The following is a 19,410-nucleotide window of genomic DNA, read 5'->3' on the forward strand; positions in this document are numbered from 1 at the left end:
TGATTTTCCCGAGGAACCTCATGTTTTGGGCAGCAGGCTCTCCAGCGCGAGCTGCTCCAGGTGTCCCGCGGCCGCGGCGCTGCCGCCCGCGGCGTGGAACGACGCGGCCACGGTCTCGGCCGCGCGGCGGTAGGACGGCTCGGTCAGCACCTCTTCGAGCGCCGCCACGATCCGCTCGCGGCTCGCGCGGCCGAAGCGCAGCCGGATGCCCGCGCCCGCGGCGACCACCTGGGCCGCCACGATCGGCTGGTCGTCGCGGATCGGGGCGACCACCAGCGGCAAGCCGTGCCACAGCGCCTCGCACACGGTGTTGTGGCCCGCGTGGCAGAGCACCGCGTCCACCCGCGCGAGCACCGGCAGCTGCGGGACCGAGGGCCGCACCAGGACGTTGGGCGGGACCGCGCCGAGCACGCCGCCCGGGTCGGCGATCACCGCGCGGGCGGGCAGGCCGGCGAACGCGTCCGCCGTCGCCGCCAAGAATTCGGCGCCCGCGCCGGTGTTCGCCGTGCCCAGCGAAACGAGCACGGCCGGGCGCGGCGGGTCGAGCCACTCCCACGGGAAGTCGCTCGGGGACGGCCGGGTGCCGAGCGCCGGCCCGACCAGGCGGACCCGCGGCGGCAGCGCGGCCGCGCCGAGCAGTTCGCGGGTGGTGAAGGCGAGGACGCCGTGCGGGGAGAACCGGGGGTCGGCCGTGCCACGGCCGCCGGCGATCCGGGCACGCAGGCCGTCGAGCAGCCCGGCCACCCAGTCCGCCACCTTCGGCATCCCGGCCAGGGGATCGACCAGCTCGGCCGACGTCGTCGCCGAAGTGACCCACGGGAGGCCGTGCGCTTCGGCGAGCAGCCCGCCGGCCAGTGCCTGCTGGTCGGCGACCACGACGTGCGGCTCGAACGCGCCGAGGGCGGTGGCCACCCCGGGCGCCATCGCGTCGGCCAGCGGGACGAGGAAGTCCTGCCAGAGGTACCGCAGCGCGGCGGGTCCCTTGAGCTCCGGCGGACGGGCGGGGACCGCGGGTGGCAAGGCGCACGAGAACACGAGCGCGTCCGGGCCGGCCAGCTGCCACAGCAGCTCGTCGTGGCCCGCCCAGGCGACTTCGTGGCCGCGCGCGGTGAGCTCGGCCGCGACGCCCGCCGCCGGGTTGACGTGCCCGATCAGCGGCGGGACGACGAACAGGAACCGGGCCACTACCGCACCCGGGCCGGGGCGCGCGAGGTGTCCCGGACCCAGTCGAAGACCAGGTCGATCACCTCGGCCGTCCGCTCCACCAGCACCGAATGACCCTGGTCGGGCAGCACCACGCACCGGCAGCGCGCCAGGTTCGCCTCGAAGTCCGGGACCTGCGCGGCGAGCCCGGAGTCGCCGCCGAAGATCGCGAACACCGGGCAGCGCACGGCCGAGAGGTCCGCCGCGATGGTCGCGCTGCGCGGGATGTCCCCGGCGATCGTCGTGGTCTCCAGGATCCGGTGCGCGGCCTTGGACAGCCGCGCGGTGTGCGCGCCGTGGTTGTCCGCGATCCAGCCGATGACCTCGTCGATCGCCAGCCGGGTCTTGGCGTCGGCGAGGCCGTCGGCCATGTGCTGCGTCCACGCCTCAGTGGGCGGTTCGCCCTCGATCGCGACGACGCTCGCCACCCGGTCCGGCCGGGCGGCCGCCAGGCCGAACGCCACCGACGCGCCGAACGAGTTGCCGACCACGTGCACCGGCCGTGTCGCACCGCTGGCGTCCAGGACCGCGACGAGGTCGTCGACGAACTCCTCCAGCCGGTACCCCGACGCGGGGCGCGTGGTGCGGCCGTGCCCGCGCAGGTCGTACATCAGCACGTCGAGCCCGCGCGCGGCCAGCGCCGGGCCGAGCGTGAAGTAGTAGCTGGCCAGGCTGTCGGTGAGCAGCCCGTGCACGCACACCACCAGCGGCGCGTCCCCGTCGAGCGGCACGTCGGGCGCGAGCCGCTGGACGTGCACGTCCAGCTCGCCCGCGCGGATCCGGCTCACGCGGTGGCCCGCAGCGAGGCGACGGTGTAGCGGACGAGCTCGCCGACGGTCAGCGCGATGATCTCGTCCAGGTCGCGCTCGGCGATGAAGGTGGCGAAGTTGACGCGGTCGCCGTAGTGCTCGCGCAGCTGCCCGGACAGCGCCACCAGATCGACGCTCTCGAGCTCGAGGTCGTCGTGGAACGTCGTGTCCATGGTGATCTCGGCGTCGTCCAAGCCGTAATCCTCCAGCAGCTCCCGCAGCATCCCCGCCAGCTGCGCGAGGACGGTCCCCTCGTCCGTGGCCGTGGTCTCGACGCTCATCCGGCGGTCTCCTTCGTTTCTTCGGTCCAGGCGACGACGTAGCGGCGCGGCGGCTGCACGACGTCGGCGCAGCGGACGAGGTGGTCCCGCCCGGCGGCGCGGACGGTGAGGTCCGCGGGAGCGGCCGCGACGACCTCGAAGTCGCGCGGTTCGCCGCGCAGGCCGGTGCCGAGCAGTTTCGCGACGGCTTCCTTCGCGGTCCAGAACCGCGCGAACCACAGTTCCGGATCGCCGGGCAGGCCCGCGAACAGGGCTTGCTCGGCCGCACCCAGCGCGGCGTCCACAGTGGACTCGCGGCGCGCCCCGACCTCTTCGACGTCGATGCCGCACGGCCAGGGCCGGGCGATCGCCACGCCCGCCTCGGCCCGGTGCGCCAGCGAGATCGTCAGCGGCGGCAGTTCCCGGCCGTAGGCACCGGTCACGAACGGGCGCCCGCCGGCGTCGTTCCCGACGCGCAGCTCGGCCGGGAACATCTCGGGCTCGCCGCGGGCCCAGAGGTACTGGCGGACGGCGTCCTTCGCGGCGATGCGGCCGAGCAGCCACTGGCGCCGCCCGCGCGGCGGCCGGTGTTCGTAGGCGTCGCGTTCGGCGCCGGCGAGGTAGTTGCGCATGATCAGCTCGCGGGTGGCCAGGTCCGGCCACTGCTCGTGCACCAGCGCCCAGCCGCCCGGCTGCTCGACCGACAACGTCGAGCGCTCGGGTGTCCGGTCGGCCTGGCGGATGTGCGGGGTGCTGTCGAAGCGACGGTCGCGCCAGCCGGTGAACTCCGCCCACACCTGTCCCCGGTGGACGAGCTGCATGTCGGCGTCGAGGAATTCGCCGGTCAGCCCGGTGATCTTGACCAGGCACTCGAGGCGCTCCCCCGGCGCCGGGTGCGGGCCGTGGAACCGGATTTCCCGGACCGCCACCGGGAAGACGGTGGTGCGTTCGGCCAGCCGGGACATGATCCAGTAGCCGAGCACCTGGCCGACGTTGTCGAGCAGCGCGCCGGGCGCGTCCGGCGTGGTCAGCACCGCGCGGACGTGCCGCTCGCCGGCGGCGGTCAGCTCGGTGACGCCCTGGAAGCGCGGGCCGTGGAACATCCAGCGGTCGGCGTACAGCTCGGCGGCGGACGTCTGCGGGACCTGCTCCGCTTCCGCCGCGAACCGCCACGGCGCCGGTGCGCCGCCCGGGTAGGCCGGGGCGAGCTCCACGACGGCCTGGGAGTAGCCGTCCAGCGTGGCGAGGACCCGGCCGTCGCCGTGCGGGCGGACCCGCACGCCCACGGTGACCGCCGGGACCGCGGTGATCCACTGGGTCAGCCGGACGTCGTGCACGGCGACCGCGCGGCGCCCGGGTGCGGCCTGCTCGGCGAAGCCCATCAGGTGATCGATCACCGTGGTGGCCGGAACGACCGGCCACCGGTCGCCCGGGTCGGCCCCCGCCGGCTGCTTGAAGAAGCAGTGGTCGAGCAGATAGGGCATCGCCTCGACCGACACGTCGAGCGTCGTGTCCAGCTCCCCCGGCGTCGCTTTCACGTGAAAGCTACGCCCCAGGTGGTCGCTTTCACGTGAAAGCGACGCCCCGGCGAGGGCGGTGGAGGCCAGTTGCGCGGTGTCGGCCAGGAGGGCGGCGAGTTCGGCGGCGAGCGGGCCTTTTCCGGCCAGGTCGTCCACTGTGGACCGGTGGGCCGCCGGGAGGGCGATGCGCGCGCGGACGCCTTCGTCAAGCGAGATCAGGCGGCCGCCCAGGTCCAGCTTGACCGCCTTGGGCGGCACCGGGCGTTCGCCGGGCAGCCGGGTGAAGTCGAGGTCGGCGCCGTCGGTCCAAAGCGCGGTCGCCACCCGGCGCAGCTGCGCGAGACCCGGGCGGTGCGCCGAATGCGCCGCCACGACCAGGTGTTCCTCGCCGTGCAGGGTGTCGCCGACCAGCGAGCCGAGCTGGCCCGCGCCGACCTGGACGAACGCGCGGAAGCCGGCGGCGTGCAGAGCTTGCACCAGCGGCCGGAAGCGTACCGGTTCCAGCAGGTGCCGCACGAACAGCTCGCGCACCTGCGCTTCGGCGGCCGGGTACTCCGCCACCGTCGTCGCCGACCAGATCGGCAGCCGCGGCGGGTGCAGGGTGAAACTCGCCGCCGCGGCGCGGATCGGGTCGAGGTACGGGCGCAGCATCGGCGTGTGGAACCCGGAGCGGAACGGCAGCACCTGCGCGACGATCCCGGCGTCGCGGAACCGCGTGACGAGCGCGGCCACGGCGGCGGCCGGGCCGCAGACCATGGCCTGGTTGGGCGAGTTGTCGTGGGAGAGCACGACGTCCGTGCGCCCGGCCAGCTCCGCGGTCACCTGCGGCGCGGGTGCGCCGATCGCGGCGAAGGCGAGGCCGGGGACGACGAGCGCGTCGGGGTCGAACCCGGCGAGGAACGCGTCGACCTCCGCCTCGGCGTGCAGGCCGGCGACGGCCATCGCCGTCCACTCCCCCAGGCTGTGCCCGGCGACCGCGTCCGGGACGACGCCGAGGCGGCCGAGCGCGGCGCTGAGCAGCCGGCCCAGCTCGAACACCGCCGTGCCCTGACGTCCGACGTCGCCGACTTCGACGTCCGCGTGCTGCCACGGGAGCCCGAAGTGGCGGGCGACGTCCCCGCAGTTCAGCGCCAGTTCCGACTCCAGGCCGGGGAAGACGAAGGCGATCTTCCCGCCGCCCGGCCCGAGCAGCGGGCGGTCGGCGAACCAGACGTCGTTGCGGCCCCGCCAGGCCCGGCCGCGGGCCAGGACCTTCCGCGCCAGCGCCAGGCGCTTCTCCGTCGGGTCGACGATGCCGAGCCGGACCGGGCCGTCGCCGGTCGCCGGTGTGCCGGGGGCGTCGAGCAGGTCCCGCAGTTCCCCGGCCGACCGGGCGGCCAGCCGCAGCACCCGTTCCGGCTCGCGGACGACCACCGGCGCCGCCCGGCCCGGCGCTTGTTCCAGCACGACGTGGGCGTTGATCCCGCCGAACCCGAACGCGTTGACCCCGGCCCGCCGCACCGGCGCGTCCCAGTCCTTCGCGGTGTCCAAAGGGGAGAACCGGGTCCGCGCGAGGTCCGGGTGCGGGTCGTCGCAGTGCAGGGTGGGCAGCAGGACGCCGTGGTGCACGGCCAGCGCGGCCTTGACGAGCCCGGCGATGCCGGCCGCGGGCATCGTGTGCCCGATCATCGACTTGACCGAACCGAGCACCGCTTCGCCCCGCGTGCCGAACACCTCCGCGAGGGTGGCCAGCTCGGCCGCGTCCCCGGCCGGGGTCGCGGTGCCGTGGGCTTCCAGGAGACCGATCGAGTCCGGTTCGGCGGGATCGAGCCCGGCCGCGGCCCACGCCTGGCGGACCGCGCGGACCTGACCGCCGGAGTCCGGGTTGGCCAGGCTCGCGGTCCGCCCGTCGGAGGCGACGCCGGTGCCGGTGATCACCGCGTAGACCCGGTCGCCGTCCCGTTCGGCGTCGGCGAGGCGCTTGAGCACGACGATGCCGGTGCCCTCGCCGATGAGCACGCCATCGGCGTCGCGGTGGAACGGCCGGATGCGCTCGCTCGGCGAGAGCGCGCCGAGCTGGGTGAAGACGCTCCAGAACGTGATGTCGTGGCAGTGGTGCACGCCGCCGGCGAGGACGACGTCGCACCGCCCGCTCGCGAGTTCGCGCACGGCGTGGTCGACGGCGATCAGCGACGACGCGCACGCGGCGTCGACGGTGTAGGCCGGACCGCGCAGGTCGAGCCGGTTGGCCAGCCGCGACGCCGCGAGGTTGGGCACCAGCCCGATCGCGGACTCCGGCGCTTCCGGGCCGAGCTGGTCGGTGAAGGCCGTCCGGACCGCGTCCAGGCTCGCCGCGTCGAGGTCCGGCAGCAGCTCGCCGAGCGTGCGGACCAGCTGCGTCGCGGTGCGGACGCGCTGGTCGAGCCGCACGAGCCCGGGTGTCAGGTAGCCGCCGCGGCCGAGCACGACGCCGGCCTTGCCCCGGTCCGCGGGCAGGCGGTCCGGGCCACCGGCGTCCGCGAGGGCCTGTGCGGCGACCCGCAACGCGATCAGCTGGTCGGGTTCGGTGGCGGGCACGGAGTTCGGCATGATCCCGAACCCGGCGACGTCCACTTCGGCCAGTTCGTCGACGAACCCGCCGCGGCGGCAGTAGACCCGGTCGGCCCGCCGCTCGTCCGGCGCGTAGTGCGCGCCGTCCCACTTCTCCGGCGGCACCTCGGTGATCGCGTCGACGCCGCCCGCGAGGTTGCGCCAGTACGCCGAAAGGTCCGGGGCGCCGGGCAGCAGCACCGACATCCCCACGATGGCCACCCGCATCCCGGTCACCACCCCGACGCGGTGTGGACGACGGCAGTGACGTCGGGGCGGCCCCAGGCCAGCTCGCGCAGCAGGCCGAGGGTGCCTTCCTCCGGGTCGATCAGCGCGACGCCGCGGCGGGCGTAGTCCCGCGCGAGCTCGGCCGTGACCATCCCGTCGTGCCCGCCCGCCGGCGCCCACGGTCCCCAGTGGACGGTCACCGCCCGCCCGGCGGGCCACCGCCGCCCGAGCGCTTCGAGCGCGTCGTTGGCCGCGGCGTAGTCGGCTTGGCCCCGGTTGCCGAGCGCGGCGGCGATGCTGCCGAACAGGACGACGAACTTCGGCTCGTCCGGCAGGTCGGCGGTCGCCTCGAGGAGGGTGGCCGCACCGTCCACTTTGGTGCCGTAGACGCGGGCGAAGGACTCCGGCGTCTTGTCCGCGACGAGCTTGTCCTCGATGACGCCGGCGGCGTAGACGATCCCGTCGAGCCGCCCGTGCTCGGCGTGGATCTCCTTGACCGCGCGGTGGACGGCCTCGGCGTCGAGCATGTCGACGGACTGGTAGCGCACCGGGCTGCCGAGGGCTTCGAGCTCGGCGAGAGTGGCCCGGACCTCGCGCTCGCCCGTGATCCGCCGGACGGTCCGCTCGATCTCGGCGGGGCTCGTCAGTCCGCCGCCGATGAGAGCTTTGCGCAGTTCTTTGGCGTCTTTAGCCTGCGGGTACTCGTCTTCCGCGGCCAGGGCCGTGCGGCCGAGCAGTTCGATCCGGCACCGCGACGCCGCGGCCACGGTCGTGGCGAAGCGGGCGGTGATGCCTTTGGCCCCGCCGACGAGGAGGACGACCGACTCGCGGCCGAGCCCAATGGCGGCGGCTTCGGCCACGCCGTCACCCGCGGGTCCCGCGCCGCTCCCGGCGAGGAGACCGAGGCCTTCCTCCGTGGGTTCGATGCCGTACCGGGCGTCCCCCCGGCGGACGACGACCGGTTCACGGTCCGGTGTGAACAGTTCGGCGACGAGACCGGCGGCGTCCGCGCCTTCGACGACCCGGGTGAGCGTGTCCGGGTACTCGCGGGCGAGGCTGCGGTGGAAGCCACGCAGCCCCTCGGCCGGTCCGGCGCTGATCAGCCACCGGGGGGCGCTGGCGAGGGCCTCTTGGTAGCGGGGGAAGGCGGCGGGCAGGACGGGGTCGAGGACCAGGTACCCGTCGAAGCCCGCGCGGACGTCGTCACCGGTCTCGGCCTCGGCGCCGTGGGTCTCCAGTTCGGCGCGGACGGCGTCGGCGAAGGCACCGGACCCGAGCACCAGGAAGCGGCGGCCGGCGATGGCGGGGGTGCCGGCCGGGGCGAGCGCGACCTCGGTCAGGACGTACCGCTTCGGCGCGACGATCACGGGCCCGGGTTCGCCGGTCGGCGGCCGCGGTTCGCTTCGACCCGATTCGCCCTCGCCCAGCAGCTTCGCGATCCCTGCCGCCGTGCGAGCCTTCGCCAGTTCTTCGACGTCACCGGTGCCCAGGCGGACGGTCAGCTCCCCGGCGATCTCGGCCCGCTTGATCGAGTCGACGCTCAGGTCGGCCTCGAGATCGAGGTCCGGCTCGATCATGTCCACCGGGTACCCGGTCCGGTCCCCGATCACGGCGACGACGGTCTCCAGCACCGACGGACCGGCCGGAACCGGCGGCGGGGCACCGACCAGGTCGGCGATCGCTGCCGCCGTGCGGGCCTTGGCGAACTCCTCCACGTCACCGCCGCTCAGCCCCAGCCGGGACGCCAGCTCGCCCGCGATCTCCGCGCGCTTGATGGAGTCCACGCTCAAGTCCGCTTCGAGATCGAGGTCCGGCTCGATCATGTCCACCGGGTACCCGGTCCGCTCCCCGATCACCGCGACCACGGTCTCCAGCACCGAGCGCCCCAATGTGGCGTTCGGTGCGTCAGACGCACCGAACGCCACATTGGGTGCGCTGGACGCAACCAACGCCACATTGGGGCGCTCGGGCACGACCAGGGCTGCGGGCTCGCCGCTGCCGAAGAAGCCGAGGAGGACGTCGCGCTGGGCGGCGATCATCTCGCGGCTCGTGCGCAGGAAGTCCGCGACCATCGCCTCGGATGTCGGCTGTTCCGCCGCGGTGATCCCCAGGGAGATCCGTGACGCCGGGTGCAGCGCGCCCGCCGGGATCGTGCCGTCCGCGGTGCGGAGCAGGTGGCCGTCGACCGTCCACCCCGGACGCTTCGGCCGCGGGGCCGTGCCCGCGTCGACGGCGTCCCGGCCGCGGAACAGCCAGCCCGTCTCGATCGCGACGCCGGACACCGCCAGCCGCGCCAGCGCGGCGAGGAAGCCCGGCAGGCCGCGGCGGCCCGGCTGCTCGAAGCCGACCGTCCGATGGGGACGGTCGCCGAGGATCGCGCCGACCTGCCCGGCCAGCACCGCACCCGGTCCCGCCTCGACGAAGACCCGTGCCCCGGCCGCGTACATCGCCTCGATCTGCTCGACGAACCGGACCGGCGCACCGATCTGCGCGGCCAGCTCGCCGCGGATCTCGTCCGGGCCGGCCGGGTAGGGCGCCGCCGTCCGGTTGCCGTACACCGGCACCGACGGCCGGACGACGCCGATCGCGCCCAGCGTGCGGCCGAACGCCTCGCCGGCCGCCGCCACCAGCGGGCTGTGGAACGCGCACGCCACCTGGAGCCGTTTCGCGCCCAGCCCGGCTTCGCGCAGCCGCTCGACCGCCGCCGCGACGTCCGCGGTCGCCCCGGAGATCACCGTCTGCTGGGGTGAGTTGTGGTTGGCCAGTACGACCGGCGACGCACCGAGGGCCGCCCGCACCTCGGCCGCGGCCGCCGACACCGCCGCCATCGCACCCGGATCGGCCGCGGGCACCGCGTCGAGGATCGCGCCCGCCCGGGCGTGGCTCGCGTGCAGCAGTCCCTCCGGCGTGAGGGCACCGGCCGCCGCCAGCGCGGTCAGCTCGCCGTAGCTGTGCCCGCCCAGCATCGCGGGCCGCACGCCCGCGCGGGTCAGCAGCCGGAACGCCGCCAGGCCGGCGAGGCCGAGCGCGGGCTGGGCGACGCGGGTGTCGGTGACCCGGCCGGCCGCCGCCTGGCGCGCGGACTCGCCGAACACCGCCGGGCCGAAGACGACGTCCGCCGTCGCCGGGTCGAGGCGCAGGTACCGCTGCAGCTCCGGGAACGCGACGAACAGCTCGGCGAACATGCCCGGCCGCTGGCTGCCCTGGCCGGGGAACAGCACCGCCACCTCGCCCGGCCCGGTCCCGTCGCTGCGGAAGACCCCCGCCGGCTCCCGCCCGTCGAGTGCTTCGCGCAGCAGCGAAACCAGTTCGTCCACAGTGGACGCGATGACGGCCAGCCGCGCGTCACGGCCTTCCGCCCGCCGTGACGCGCTCAACGCCAGGTCCCGCAACCGCCACGGCTCGTACCCGGCCGGGACGTCCGATGCCAGCGCCAGCAGGTCCCGCGCCGCCGCCTCCGTCGCGAAGGTGAACAGCTCGGCCGGCCACTCGTCGGCGGAAAGTGCGGGCGGGACGCTGTCGTGCGCGCCGAGCACGACGTGGAAGTTGGTCCCGCCGAAGCCGAACGCGCTGACCCCCGCGATCCGCTCGGCGGCCGGCGCGGCCCACGGCTGCGCGGCCGACTGGAACACGAACGGGCTCGTTTCGGCGTCCCAGGCCGGGTTCGGCGCCGAGATGTGCAGCGTCGGCGGTTTGACGCCGGTGTGCAGCGCGAGCGCGGTCTTGATCAGCCCGGCCAGGCCCGCCGCGCACTTGGTGTGCCCGATCTGCGACTTCACCGACCCGATCGTGCAGCCGCCCGGCGCGGCGCCGGCCTCGGTGAACACCTTCGTCAGCGTGGCCAGCTCGGTCCGGTCGCCGACCACGGTCCCGGTGCCGTGCGCCTCGACCAGCCCGACGCGCGCGGGCGACACCCCGGCGTTGCGGTAGGCGCGGGTCAGCGCGGTCCGCTGGCCCTCCGGCCGGGGCGCCGTCAAGCCCAGCGCGCGGCCGTCGGAGGCCGCGCCGACGCCCTTGATCACCGCGTACACCCGGTCGCCGTCGCGTTCGGCGTCGGCCAGCCGCTTGAGCGCGACGCAGGCGACGCCCTCGCCGAGCGCGATGCCGTCGGCCGCGCTGTCGAACGTCGCCGAACGGCCGGTCGGCGAAAGGGCGTGCGCCGAGGCGAACAGGAGGTAGTCGTTGATGCCGTTGTGCAGGTCCGCGCCACCGCAGAGAACCAGGTCGCTGGTGCCGGCGGTCAGTTCCTTGCAGGCGACGTCAACGGCGGTCAGCGACGACGCGCACGCCGCGTCGACGGTGTAGTTCGCGCCGCCCAGGTCGAGCCGGTTGGCGATCCGGCCCGCGATGACGTTGGCCAGCACCCCCGGGAAGGAGTCCTCGGTGATCCGCGGCAGCCGCTCGTCCAGTTCGGACGGCAGCTCGCCCACGTAGGACGGCAGCACGGTCCGCAGCGACATCGCGTTCGACAGGTCGCTGCCCGCCTCGGCGCCGAACACCACCGACGTCCGCGACCGGTCGAACGCGCGGCGCTCGTACCCGGCGTCCACCAGCGCCCGGTGCGCGGCCTCCAGCGCCAGCAGCTGCACGGGCTCGATGCTCGCCAGCGACGACGGCGGGATGCCGTAGCGCAGCGGGTCGAAGCCGATCTCGGGCAGGAACCCGCCCCAGCGCGACGGCGTCTTCTCGCCTTGCCCGTCCGGGTCGTAGTACAGCGAGGTGTCCCAGCGCTGCGGCGGGACCTCGGTGACCGCGTCCACTCCGGACAGCACGTTCGCCCAGAACGACGTCAGGTCGGGGGCCTGCGGGAACAGGCACGCCATCCCGACGATCGCGATTTCGAGCGGTTCGGGTGCGGCGGGTTCCGGTTCGGTGACGCCGAACGCGGCGGCCCGCTCGCGCAGGAACGCGTCCGCGCCCTCGCCGACCGCGTGGTGCAGCTCGGCGATGGTGGTCACGGCCGAGCGCAGCACGGCGACTTCGCCCGCCATGAACATGCCTTCGGCCCGTTGCCGGTCCTCGTCCACCTCGTGCAGGCCGTCGCCGATCCGCTCGATGCCCTTGCTGGCCAGGCGAAGGCGCCCGACGTTGAGGGTTTCCAGCTGCTCCCACGCCTCGCGGCTCGGCACGCCCCGCTCGGCGAGCCCGGCCTTCCGCGCCGCGAACTCCTCGGTGAACGGGCTGCGCACGCACCGCGTCGCGTGCCCGGGCGCGGTTTCCAGCAGGTCGGTGTGCCGCGCCTGGAGGAGTTCGCGCTGGAACGCGGGGAGCACGGCGCCGGCGTCGACGGCTTCGCGGGTGAACAGGTACGCGGTGCCCATGAGCACCCCGATCGCGGCGCCCCGGGCCGCGACCGGCGCGGCGAGCGCGGCGACCATCGCGGCGGACCGCTCGTCGTGGATCCCGCCCGCGAACAGCAACTGCAGGTCCGGCGCCTGCGTCGTCGCCAGGAAGTCGGCGAGGACCCCGAGCTGCGCTTCCCACAACGGAAAACTGGTGCGCGGCCCGACGTGACCACCGCATTCCGAGCCTTCGAAGACGAACTTGCGCGCCCCGGCCTCGAGGAACTGCTTCAGCAACCCGGGCGACGGCACGTGCAGGAACGTCGAGATCCCGGCGTCCTCCAGCGCCGCGGCTTGGGCCGGACGGCCACCCGCGATGATCGCGTGGGTCGGGCGCAGCTCGCGGATCACCGCCAGCTGCGCGGCTTTGACGTCCTCGGCGGCGAACCCCAGCACCCCGACACCCCAGGGCGCGTCGCCGACGGCTTCGCGGGTCCGCTCCAGGACATCGCGAGCCTGGTCCGCGCCGGACAGGGCCAGCGCGATGAACGGCAGCGCCCCGCCCGCCGCGACCTCGGCGGCGAACGCGGGCTGGTCGCTGACCCGGGTCATCGGGCCCTGCGCGATCGGCAGCGCCGTGCCGAACGCGCGGCTGTTCGCGCTGTCCGGTCCCAGCACCGGCGTTCCCGCCCGCAGTGCTTCTCCGATCGCGTCGGCCACGCCCCGGACCGCCGCGGTCACCGTGCCCCAGCGGTCGCGGAACCGGGTGGCGAGGAAGACGTCCTGCCCGGCTTCCAGGGGCTCGGCACCCCGGCGGGCGAGCACGCGGACGCCGTCGGCGACGGTTGTCTCCGACCCGTCGAGCCCGGCCAGGCCGGCGGTGAGCCGCGACGGCAGCTCGGCATCCGGCAGCAGGGCGAGCTGCGTGTCGAGCACGACGCCGGCGGCACCACCCGCGATCGCGGCCGCGGCGGTGTGCGGGCCGATCCCGCCCGCGGCCCACACCGGGACGTCGGGGGCGTCGTCGGCGAGCAGAGCCTGCAGCAACACGAACGTGCTGAGTTCACCCGTCCGGCCGCCGCATTCGTGACCACGGGCGATGAGACCGTGGGCGCCACCGGCGACCGCCCGCGCGGCCGACGCGCGGGACGTGACCTCGGCCAGCACCTGGCGGCCCGGGAAGTCCCGCGCGGTGCACCCGGCGTCTTCGGTCAGCAGGACCGTGGTGACGGCCTCGGGCAGTTCCGCGCTCGCCGGCAGGCCGGCGAGCCGGACCCCGAAGGCCGGAACACCCCATTCGCCCAGCAGGGCCAGCTCGTCCGCGCCGGCAGCGTCCCCGCCGGTCAGGTCGAGCACGCCGAGCCCGCCCCCGCGCGCGACGGCGGCGACCCCGCGCGCCGACGGCCATCGCAGCGGCGACACGGCAACGACCGAGACGGCCGGCGCGAAGTCGTCTTTCGAGAGACGCATGGGAACTCCCGCTACGCACGAATGGGTGATGGGTAACGGGGAGTACTTAAGCGGGTTCCCTCCACGTCGTCAACAACCCACGACGATTTCATCGTCACTGTTCAGAAAACACGGGATCGACCAGGCCGGTGGCGCAAGAATTTAACGCCGTCGTCATGTTCCCCGTGTCCGAGATGCGGGACCGGATTGCCGTCCGCGCCGTCCGGACCGGTTCCGGGCGTGGTCCACCGGACGCGCACCGCCGGACGGCGCAAGCCATCCCGCCTGGTGGACGCGGGGTGATTGCCCACACCGGACCACTCCGACCGGCGGGTCCGGTGTTTCGGTGAAGGCACCAAGACGTAGCGGAAAAGTAAAACCGACCGGCCGGTATCTCCTTCCCGACGACCTCATCGGACGTCCATTCTCCGGCCGCCCCGGAAGTTTCTCCCACGCTTTTCCGGAGGCGCGCGACAATCGTCCGAAGAATGCATCACCGGGACCCGAACCCCACCGGAAGTCCACTGTGGATTCGGCGGCCACCCGGATTCCCGGTGCTCACGCGATCGTGAACGAACTTCCCCGGGCCCGCCGACCGCCCGGGCGGCCGCGCCAGGTCGCGCGACCGCGGGTATTCGGGCCACCACCATCAGTGCTCCGTTCGGCGCCCGCCAGGCGGCGGTGATCGCAATCTTCCCCCGTCGCGTTACAAATTTTCCCTGAGAAAAGCTGAAGACATTTCGCATACTCGCCGGTAACGATGGACGCAGCGTCTACACTTGGACGAACTGTCCAACCATGGAGGCTCTGTGGACTACTGGTACACCGACGACCGCTCGGGCACGCGGTACCCGGCCGACCCGCTGCGGTGGCGAGGCGACGACGGCGCCCCGCTCACCGTCGCCCCGCTGACCGGCCTCGGCCCCGGCGACGTCGACACCGGGGTCCGGTCGCTCTGGCGGTACCGCGCCGCACTGCCCGGCGGCTTCCCGCCGGTGTCGCTGGGCGAAGGCTGCACCCCGCTGGTCCCGCACACCTGGGGCGGGGCCGATGTCCGGTTCAAGCTCGAGTGGTTCAGCCCGACCGGCAGCTTCAAGGACCGCGGGTCCAGCGTCATGGTGTCCGCGCTGGCCGGTGCCGGGGTGAAGCGGCTCCTGGAAGACAGCTCCGGCAACGGCGGCTCGTCGGTCGCGGCCTACAGCGCCGCGGCGGGGATCGCGGCGACCGTCCTGGCCCCGGAGGGGACCTCGCCCGCGAAGGTCCTGCAGACCCGCGCGTACGGCGCGACCGTCGAACTGGTGCCCGGCACCCGCGACGACACCGCGGCCGAAGCCGTCCGGCGGTCGGCGGACACGACCTACGCCAGTCACAACTGGCACCCCTTCTTCCTGCAGGGCACGAAGACCCTCGCCTACGAGCTGTGGGAGGACCTCGGCTTCCGCGCGCCCGACGCCGTCGTCACGGTCGCCGGCGCGGGCAGCATCGTGCTGGGCTGCGACCTGGGGTTCGGCGAGCTGCTGGCGGCCGGCTCGATCACGCGGCGCCCGCGGCTGCTCGTCGCGCAACCACGCAACTGCTCCCCCGTCGACGCCGCCGTCCACGACCGGCCGCCACCGCCGTTCGCCCCGACCGTCGCCGAGGGCACCGCGATCCGGCAGCCGGTGCGGCTGCCCGAGGTGGTCGCGGCGATCCGGCGCTCCGGCGGCGACACGGCCGCGATCGACGAGGACGGCATCGCCGCGGCCGCCCGCCGCCTGGCCTCCGTCGGCCTCTACGCGGAGCCGACCAGCGCGACCGCCGCCGCGGCCATCGACGTCTTCCGCGAACGCGGTGCGATCCGGCCGGGCGAAACCACCGTCGTCGTCCTCACCGGGTCCGGGCTGAAGGCGCCCGGCACGCTGCGGGAGCTGATCGGATGACCGAGGACGAGCTGCTGCTGCGCGAGGCCGAGAAGATCGCCCACGCCGTCGGCCGGATGTTCCCCGGCCTGTGCGAAGTGGTGCTGCACGACCTGCGCGACCCGGCCCACGCGGTGCGCGCGATCGAAGGCGGCCTGTCCGGCCGCGCCGTCGGCGACCCCGCCACCGAGCTGGGCCTGGCGCGGATCGCCGACCCGGACTTCCCGGACGTGCTCCAGAACTACCCGAACCGGTTCCCGGACGGCCGCCCGGCGAAGAGCACGTCGATCGGCATCCGCGACTCCAGCGGCGAGTACGTCGCCGCGTTGTGCCTGAACCTCGACGTCTCCCTCCTCGGCTCGGCGGCCCACGCCCTCACCCGCCTGGCCGCCACCGACGACCCGGCCCCGCTGACCGAGAGCCTGCGCGCCCGCACCGGCGACGAGCTCCGGGCCCTGGTCGAGGACTACGCGGCCGAGCACGGCAACACCCCGCGCGGCCTGACGGCGGCGGCGAAGAAGGACCTCGTCCGGTCGTTGAAGGAGCGCGGGTTCCTGGAGCTGAAGAACGCGGTGCCGGCGCTGACCGACCTGCTCGGGATCTCGCGGGCGACCGTCTACAACTACCTGCGCTGACTCAGAAGATCGACCAGCCGGTCAGCGTGGTGAACCGGTCGAGCGCGGCCACCCCCGCCACGGAGTTGCCGCGCGCGTCCAGGCCCGGGCTCCACACGCACACCGCGCACCTGCCCGGCACGATCGCGACGATGCCGCCGCCCACGCCGCTCTTGCCGGGCAGGCCGACGCGGTAGGCGAACTCGCCCGCCGCGTCGTAGGTGCCGCACGTCAGCATCACCGCGTTGACGCGCTTGGCGGCGCTCAGCCCGAGCAGGCGCGACCCGTCGTTGCGGATGCCGTGGCGGGCCAGGAACAACGCGGACCGCGCGACGTCCGCGCAGCTCATCGCGATCGAGCACTGGCGGACGTACTGGTCGAGCACCGACGGCACCGGGTTTCGCATGTTGCCGTAGGAGGCCATGAAGTAGGCGAGGGCGCGGTTGCGGTCGGCGTGGTCCGCCTCGGACGCCGCCACCTCGGCGTCGACGCCGATTTCCGGGCGGCCGCTCTCCTCGCGCAGGAAAGCGAGCAACGCGTCCGCGGCGTCGCCGTCGCACGCGAGTTCGTCGGTCACCACCAGCGCGCCGGAGTTGATGAACGGGTTGCGCGGGATGCCGTCCTCGTGTTCGAGCTGCACCAGCGAATTGAACGGGTCGCCGGACGGTTCGCGGCCGACGCGCGTCCACACGCCGTCACCGCGGGAAAGCGTCAGAGCGAGCGTGAACACTTTGGACATGCTCTGCACGGAAAACGGGTGCCGCCAATCCCCGACGCCGTGCAGGGCACCGTCCACTTCGGCCACCGCCATGCCGAACCGCCCCGGCTCGACCCTGGCCAGCGCGGGGATGTAGTCCGCGACGGCGCCGCGGCCGACGTCGGACGCGACGTCGCTTGCGATCCGGTCCAGCAGCGCCGCGAGGTCCACCGCCGTAGCCTAGAAGCCGCGGGAAACCGGGTCCGCGGCACCCCTTGTCAAATCGAAACCGGGAGATACCAGGGAAAATCGGGTAGTGATCTCCCGCACACCTTAAGTCTTCCTTATGGTGCTTGGTGACTTGCCGCACAAGCTCTAGCGTCCGTGAACCATGGATTCCTCGCTCCTCACCGAAAAAGGTGAAAGCTACTCGAAAGCACTGGGCAACCGCCAAGTGCAGATGATCGCCATCGGCGGCGCGATCGGCGTCGGGCTGTTCCTCGGCGCCGGCGGCAAGCTCCACCAGGTCGGCCCGTCGCTGATCTTCTCCTACGCGATCTGCGGGATCGCCGCCTACTTCGTGATGCGCGCGCTCGGCGAGCTCGTCCTGCACGAGCCGAGCTCCGGCAGCTTCGTCACCTACGCGCGGAAGTTCATCGGCCCGTGGGCCGGGTTCGTCTCCGGCTGGATGTACTGGGTCAACTGGGCGATGACCGGCATCGCGGAGATCACCGCGGTGGCGATCTACGTGCACAAGTGGCTGCCGGACGTGCCGCAGTGGGTCACCGCGCTGGTCGCGCTCGGCGTGCTGATCGCGGTGAACCTGCTTTCGGTGAAGCTGTTCGGGGAGCTGGAGTTCTGGTTCTCGGTGGTCAAGGTGCTGGCCATCGTCGTCTTCCTGATCACCGCGATCGGGCTGGTCCTCACCAGCGCCGACATCGGCGGCTCACCGGCGGGCGTGCACAACCTGACCGGCCACGGCGGGCTCTTCCCGGCCGGCATCGGCATCGCGCTGATGACGTTGCAGGCGGTCATCTTCGCCTACTCGGCCATCGAGGTCGTCGGCATCGCGGCCGGCGAGACCAAGGACGCCCGCAAGGTCCTGCCGAAGGCGATCAACGGCGTGGTGTGGCGGATCGGCGTCTTCTACGTCGGGTCCGTGCTGATGCTGGCCCTGCTGCTGCCCTGGCCGTTCTACAACGGCGACGAGAGCCCGTTCGTCACGGTGTTCTCGCGGCTGGGGATCCCGGGCATCGGCGACGTGATGAACGCCGTCGTGCTGACCGCGGCGCTGTCGAGCGTGAACTCGGGGCTCTATTCGACGGGCCGGATCCTGCGCTCGCTGGCGGAGAAGGGCGAGGCGCCGTCGTTCGTCAGCCGGATGAGCGGCCGCCACGTCCCCTACGGCGGCATCCTGTTCACCGCGGTCGCCTACCTGCTCGGCGTGGTGCTGAACTACCTGGTGCCCAAGGACGCGTTCGACATCGCCATCGCGATCGCCTCCCTCGGCGTGATCACGACGTGGGCGACGCTGGTCTTCTGCCAGCTGCGCCTGCGCCAGGCCGCCGAGCGCGGCGAGGTGGAGCGGCCCTCGTACCGGATGCCGTGGGCCCCGTATTCGGGCTGGGCGACGCTGGCGTTCCTGGTGCTGGTCGTGGTCCTGATGGGCTTCTCCGACGGCGCCGAGAAGATCGCGTTCTACTCGATCCCGGTCCTGGCGGTGGTGCTGGCGGTGGGCTGGCGCGTCGTCTCGAAGCGGCGGGAACGGACCCCGCTCGGGTAGCGGGCCGGCCGCGGGCGGGCATACTCGACGGGTGTCCACGAGCAGCACCGAACCCCGGCGGGTGACGATCCACGACGTCGCCCGCTCGGCCGGGGTCTCCCGGCAGACGGTGTCGCGGGCGCTGAACGACAAGGCCGAGATCGACGGCTCGACCAAGCAGCGCGTCCTCGACGCCGCCCGCGAGCTCGGGTACCGCCCGAGCCGGTTCGCCCGCGGCCTGGTCCGGCCGGACACCACCACGATCGGGCTGGTGGTGCCGGACCTGCTCAACCCCTTCTTCACCGAGGTCGCCTCCGGTGCGCTGGAGGCGGCCCGCGCCCGCGGCTGGCACGTCGTCGTCTACGACACCGCCGGCGACGCCGAGCAGGAGCTGGCCACGCTGCGGGTGATCGGCACCCAGGTGGACGCCGTGGTCGGCTACTTCAGCCGGTCCGACGACGACCTCGACCAGTTCACCTCCGGCATCCCGGTGGTGCTGATCGGCCGCGAGCCGCGCGCCCCGCGGTTCAGCGGCATAGCGATCGACGGCGAGGACGGCATCCGGGAAGCCGTCGCCCACCTGGTCGGGCGCGGGCACCGGCGGATCGGGATGCTCGACCACGACGGCCGCCCGGAGCCGAGCGTCCGCCAGGTCTGGTTCCGCCGGGCCGCCGCCGAGCACGGCATCGCGCTCGCGCCCGGCTGGATCGCGCGTGCTCCGCAGAGCGTCGACGGCGGGGGTGCCGCGCTCGCCACCCTGCTCGCCGCACACCCCGACGTCACCGCCGTGTTCGCCTTCAACGACGTCATCGCCATCGGCGCCCTGCGCGAGGCCCGCCGGTTCGGCCTGCGGGTGCCCGCCGACCTCGCGGTGATCGGCTTCGACGGGCTCGCGCTCGGCACGCTCGTCGAGCCGGAGCTCTCCAGCGTCGCCATCGACACCCGCGCGCTCGGCGCCCTCGCCGTCGAGCAGGCGGCCCGGCTCGTGACCGGTGCCGCGCCACTCGAGCCCGGCGAGCTGATCGTCCGCGCGGCCCTCCACCTGCGCGAATCCGCCTGATCCCTTGACACGCCGACGCGGCGCGAAGCAGACTTCCGGGCAATCCGTGAACGTTCACGG

10 protein-coding genes are annotated in these 19,410 nt (G+C 73.8%); 4 read left to right on the forward strand and 6 right to left on the reverse strand.

Going from position 1 to position 19,410, the window contains the following annotated elements; genetic code table 11:
• Nucleotides 1-18 precede the first annotated feature (18 nt).
• From SD460_RS25520 to SD460_RS25540, 5 genes are read right to left on the reverse strand one after another with little or no spacing between them, the layout of a single operon-like run.
• On the reverse strand, nucleotides 19-1,185 hold the full coding sequence (locus SD460_RS25520; RefSeq protein ID WP_290058771.1) for a glycosyltransferase: 1,167 nt from the start codon (nucleotides 1,183-1,185) through the stop codon (nucleotides 19-21).
• Nucleotides 1,185-1,991 (reverse strand): alpha/beta fold hydrolase, encoded by an 807-nt coding sequence (locus tag SD460_RS25525; protein WP_290058769.1) that lies wholly within the window; start codon nucleotides 1,989-1,991, stop codon nucleotides 1,185-1,187. Before SD460_RS25525 ends, SD460_RS25520 begins: the two co-directional genes overlap by 1 nt.
• The gene (locus SD460_RS25530; protein WP_290058767.1) at nucleotides 1,988-2,293 is read right to left on the reverse strand and encodes an acyl carrier protein; all 306 of its coding nucleotides are present in this window, start codon (nucleotides 2,291-2,293) and stop codon (nucleotides 1,988-1,990) included. Before SD460_RS25530 ends, SD460_RS25525 begins: the two co-directional genes overlap by 4 nt.
• A complete protein-coding gene (locus SD460_RS25535; protein ID WP_318306825.1) occupies nucleotides 2,290-6,588 on the reverse strand; it encodes a beta-ketoacyl synthase N-terminal-like domain-containing protein in 4,299 nt (1,432 codons plus the stop codon). The genes SD460_RS25530 and SD460_RS25535 overlap by 4 nt, the downstream gene beginning before the upstream one ends.
• 5 nt (nucleotides 6,589-6,593) lie before the next feature.
• Nucleotides 6,594-13,340 (reverse strand): SDR family NAD(P)-dependent oxidoreductase, encoded by a 6,747-nt coding sequence (locus SD460_RS25540; RefSeq protein ID WP_318306826.1) that lies wholly within the window; start codon nucleotides 13,338-13,340, stop codon nucleotides 6,594-6,596.
• A 788-nt stretch (nucleotides 13,341-14,128) separates the two neighbouring features.
• Here SD460_RS25540 and SD460_RS25545 point away from each other — a divergent pair.
• The gene (locus tag SD460_RS25545; RefSeq protein WP_318306827.1) at nucleotides 14,129-15,238 is read left to right on the forward strand and encodes a threonine synthase; all 1,110 of its coding nucleotides are present in this window, start codon (nucleotides 14,129-14,131) and stop codon (nucleotides 15,236-15,238) included.
• Complete coding sequence (locus SD460_RS25550; RefSeq protein WP_290058801.1) at nucleotides 15,235-15,852, forward strand: helix-turn-helix transcriptional regulator; 618 nt, start codon at nucleotides 15,235-15,237, stop codon at nucleotides 15,850-15,852. The genes SD460_RS25545 and SD460_RS25550 overlap by 4 nt, the downstream gene beginning before the upstream one ends.
• Before the next feature lies 1 nt (nucleotide 15,853).
• Here SD460_RS25550 and SD460_RS25555 read toward each other — a convergent pair whose 3' ends face one another.
• Nucleotides 15,854-16,759: a glutaminase gene (locus SD460_RS25555; protein ID WP_290058800.1), complete on the reverse strand. Its 906-nt coding sequence runs from the start codon at nucleotides 16,757-16,759 to the stop codon at nucleotides 15,854-15,856.
• A 160-nt stretch (nucleotides 16,760-16,919) separates the two neighbouring features.
• On the opposite strand from SD460_RS25555, the gene SD460_RS25560 reads away from it, so the two are divergent.
• Both SD460_RS25560 and SD460_RS25565 read left to right on the forward strand, forming a co-directional pair.
• Entirely contained in the window at nucleotides 16,920-18,311 is a 1,392-nt protein-coding gene (locus tag SD460_RS25560; RefSeq protein ID WP_290058799.1) for an amino acid permease, read from the forward strand.
• 31 nt (nucleotides 18,312-18,342) lie between these two features.
• Nucleotides 18,343-19,350, forward strand: coding sequence for a LacI family DNA-binding transcriptional regulator (locus SD460_RS25565; protein ID WP_290058798.1), 1,008 nt, complete (start codon nucleotides 18,343-18,345; stop codon nucleotides 19,348-19,350).
• Nucleotides 19,351-19,410: the final 60 nt, after the last annotated feature.

Origin of the sequence: Amycolatopsis solani (assembly GCF_033441515.1) — a bacterium.
GTDB classification, from domain to species: domain Bacteria; phylum Actinomycetota; class Actinomycetes; order Mycobacteriales; family Pseudonocardiaceae; genus Amycolatopsis; species Amycolatopsis solani.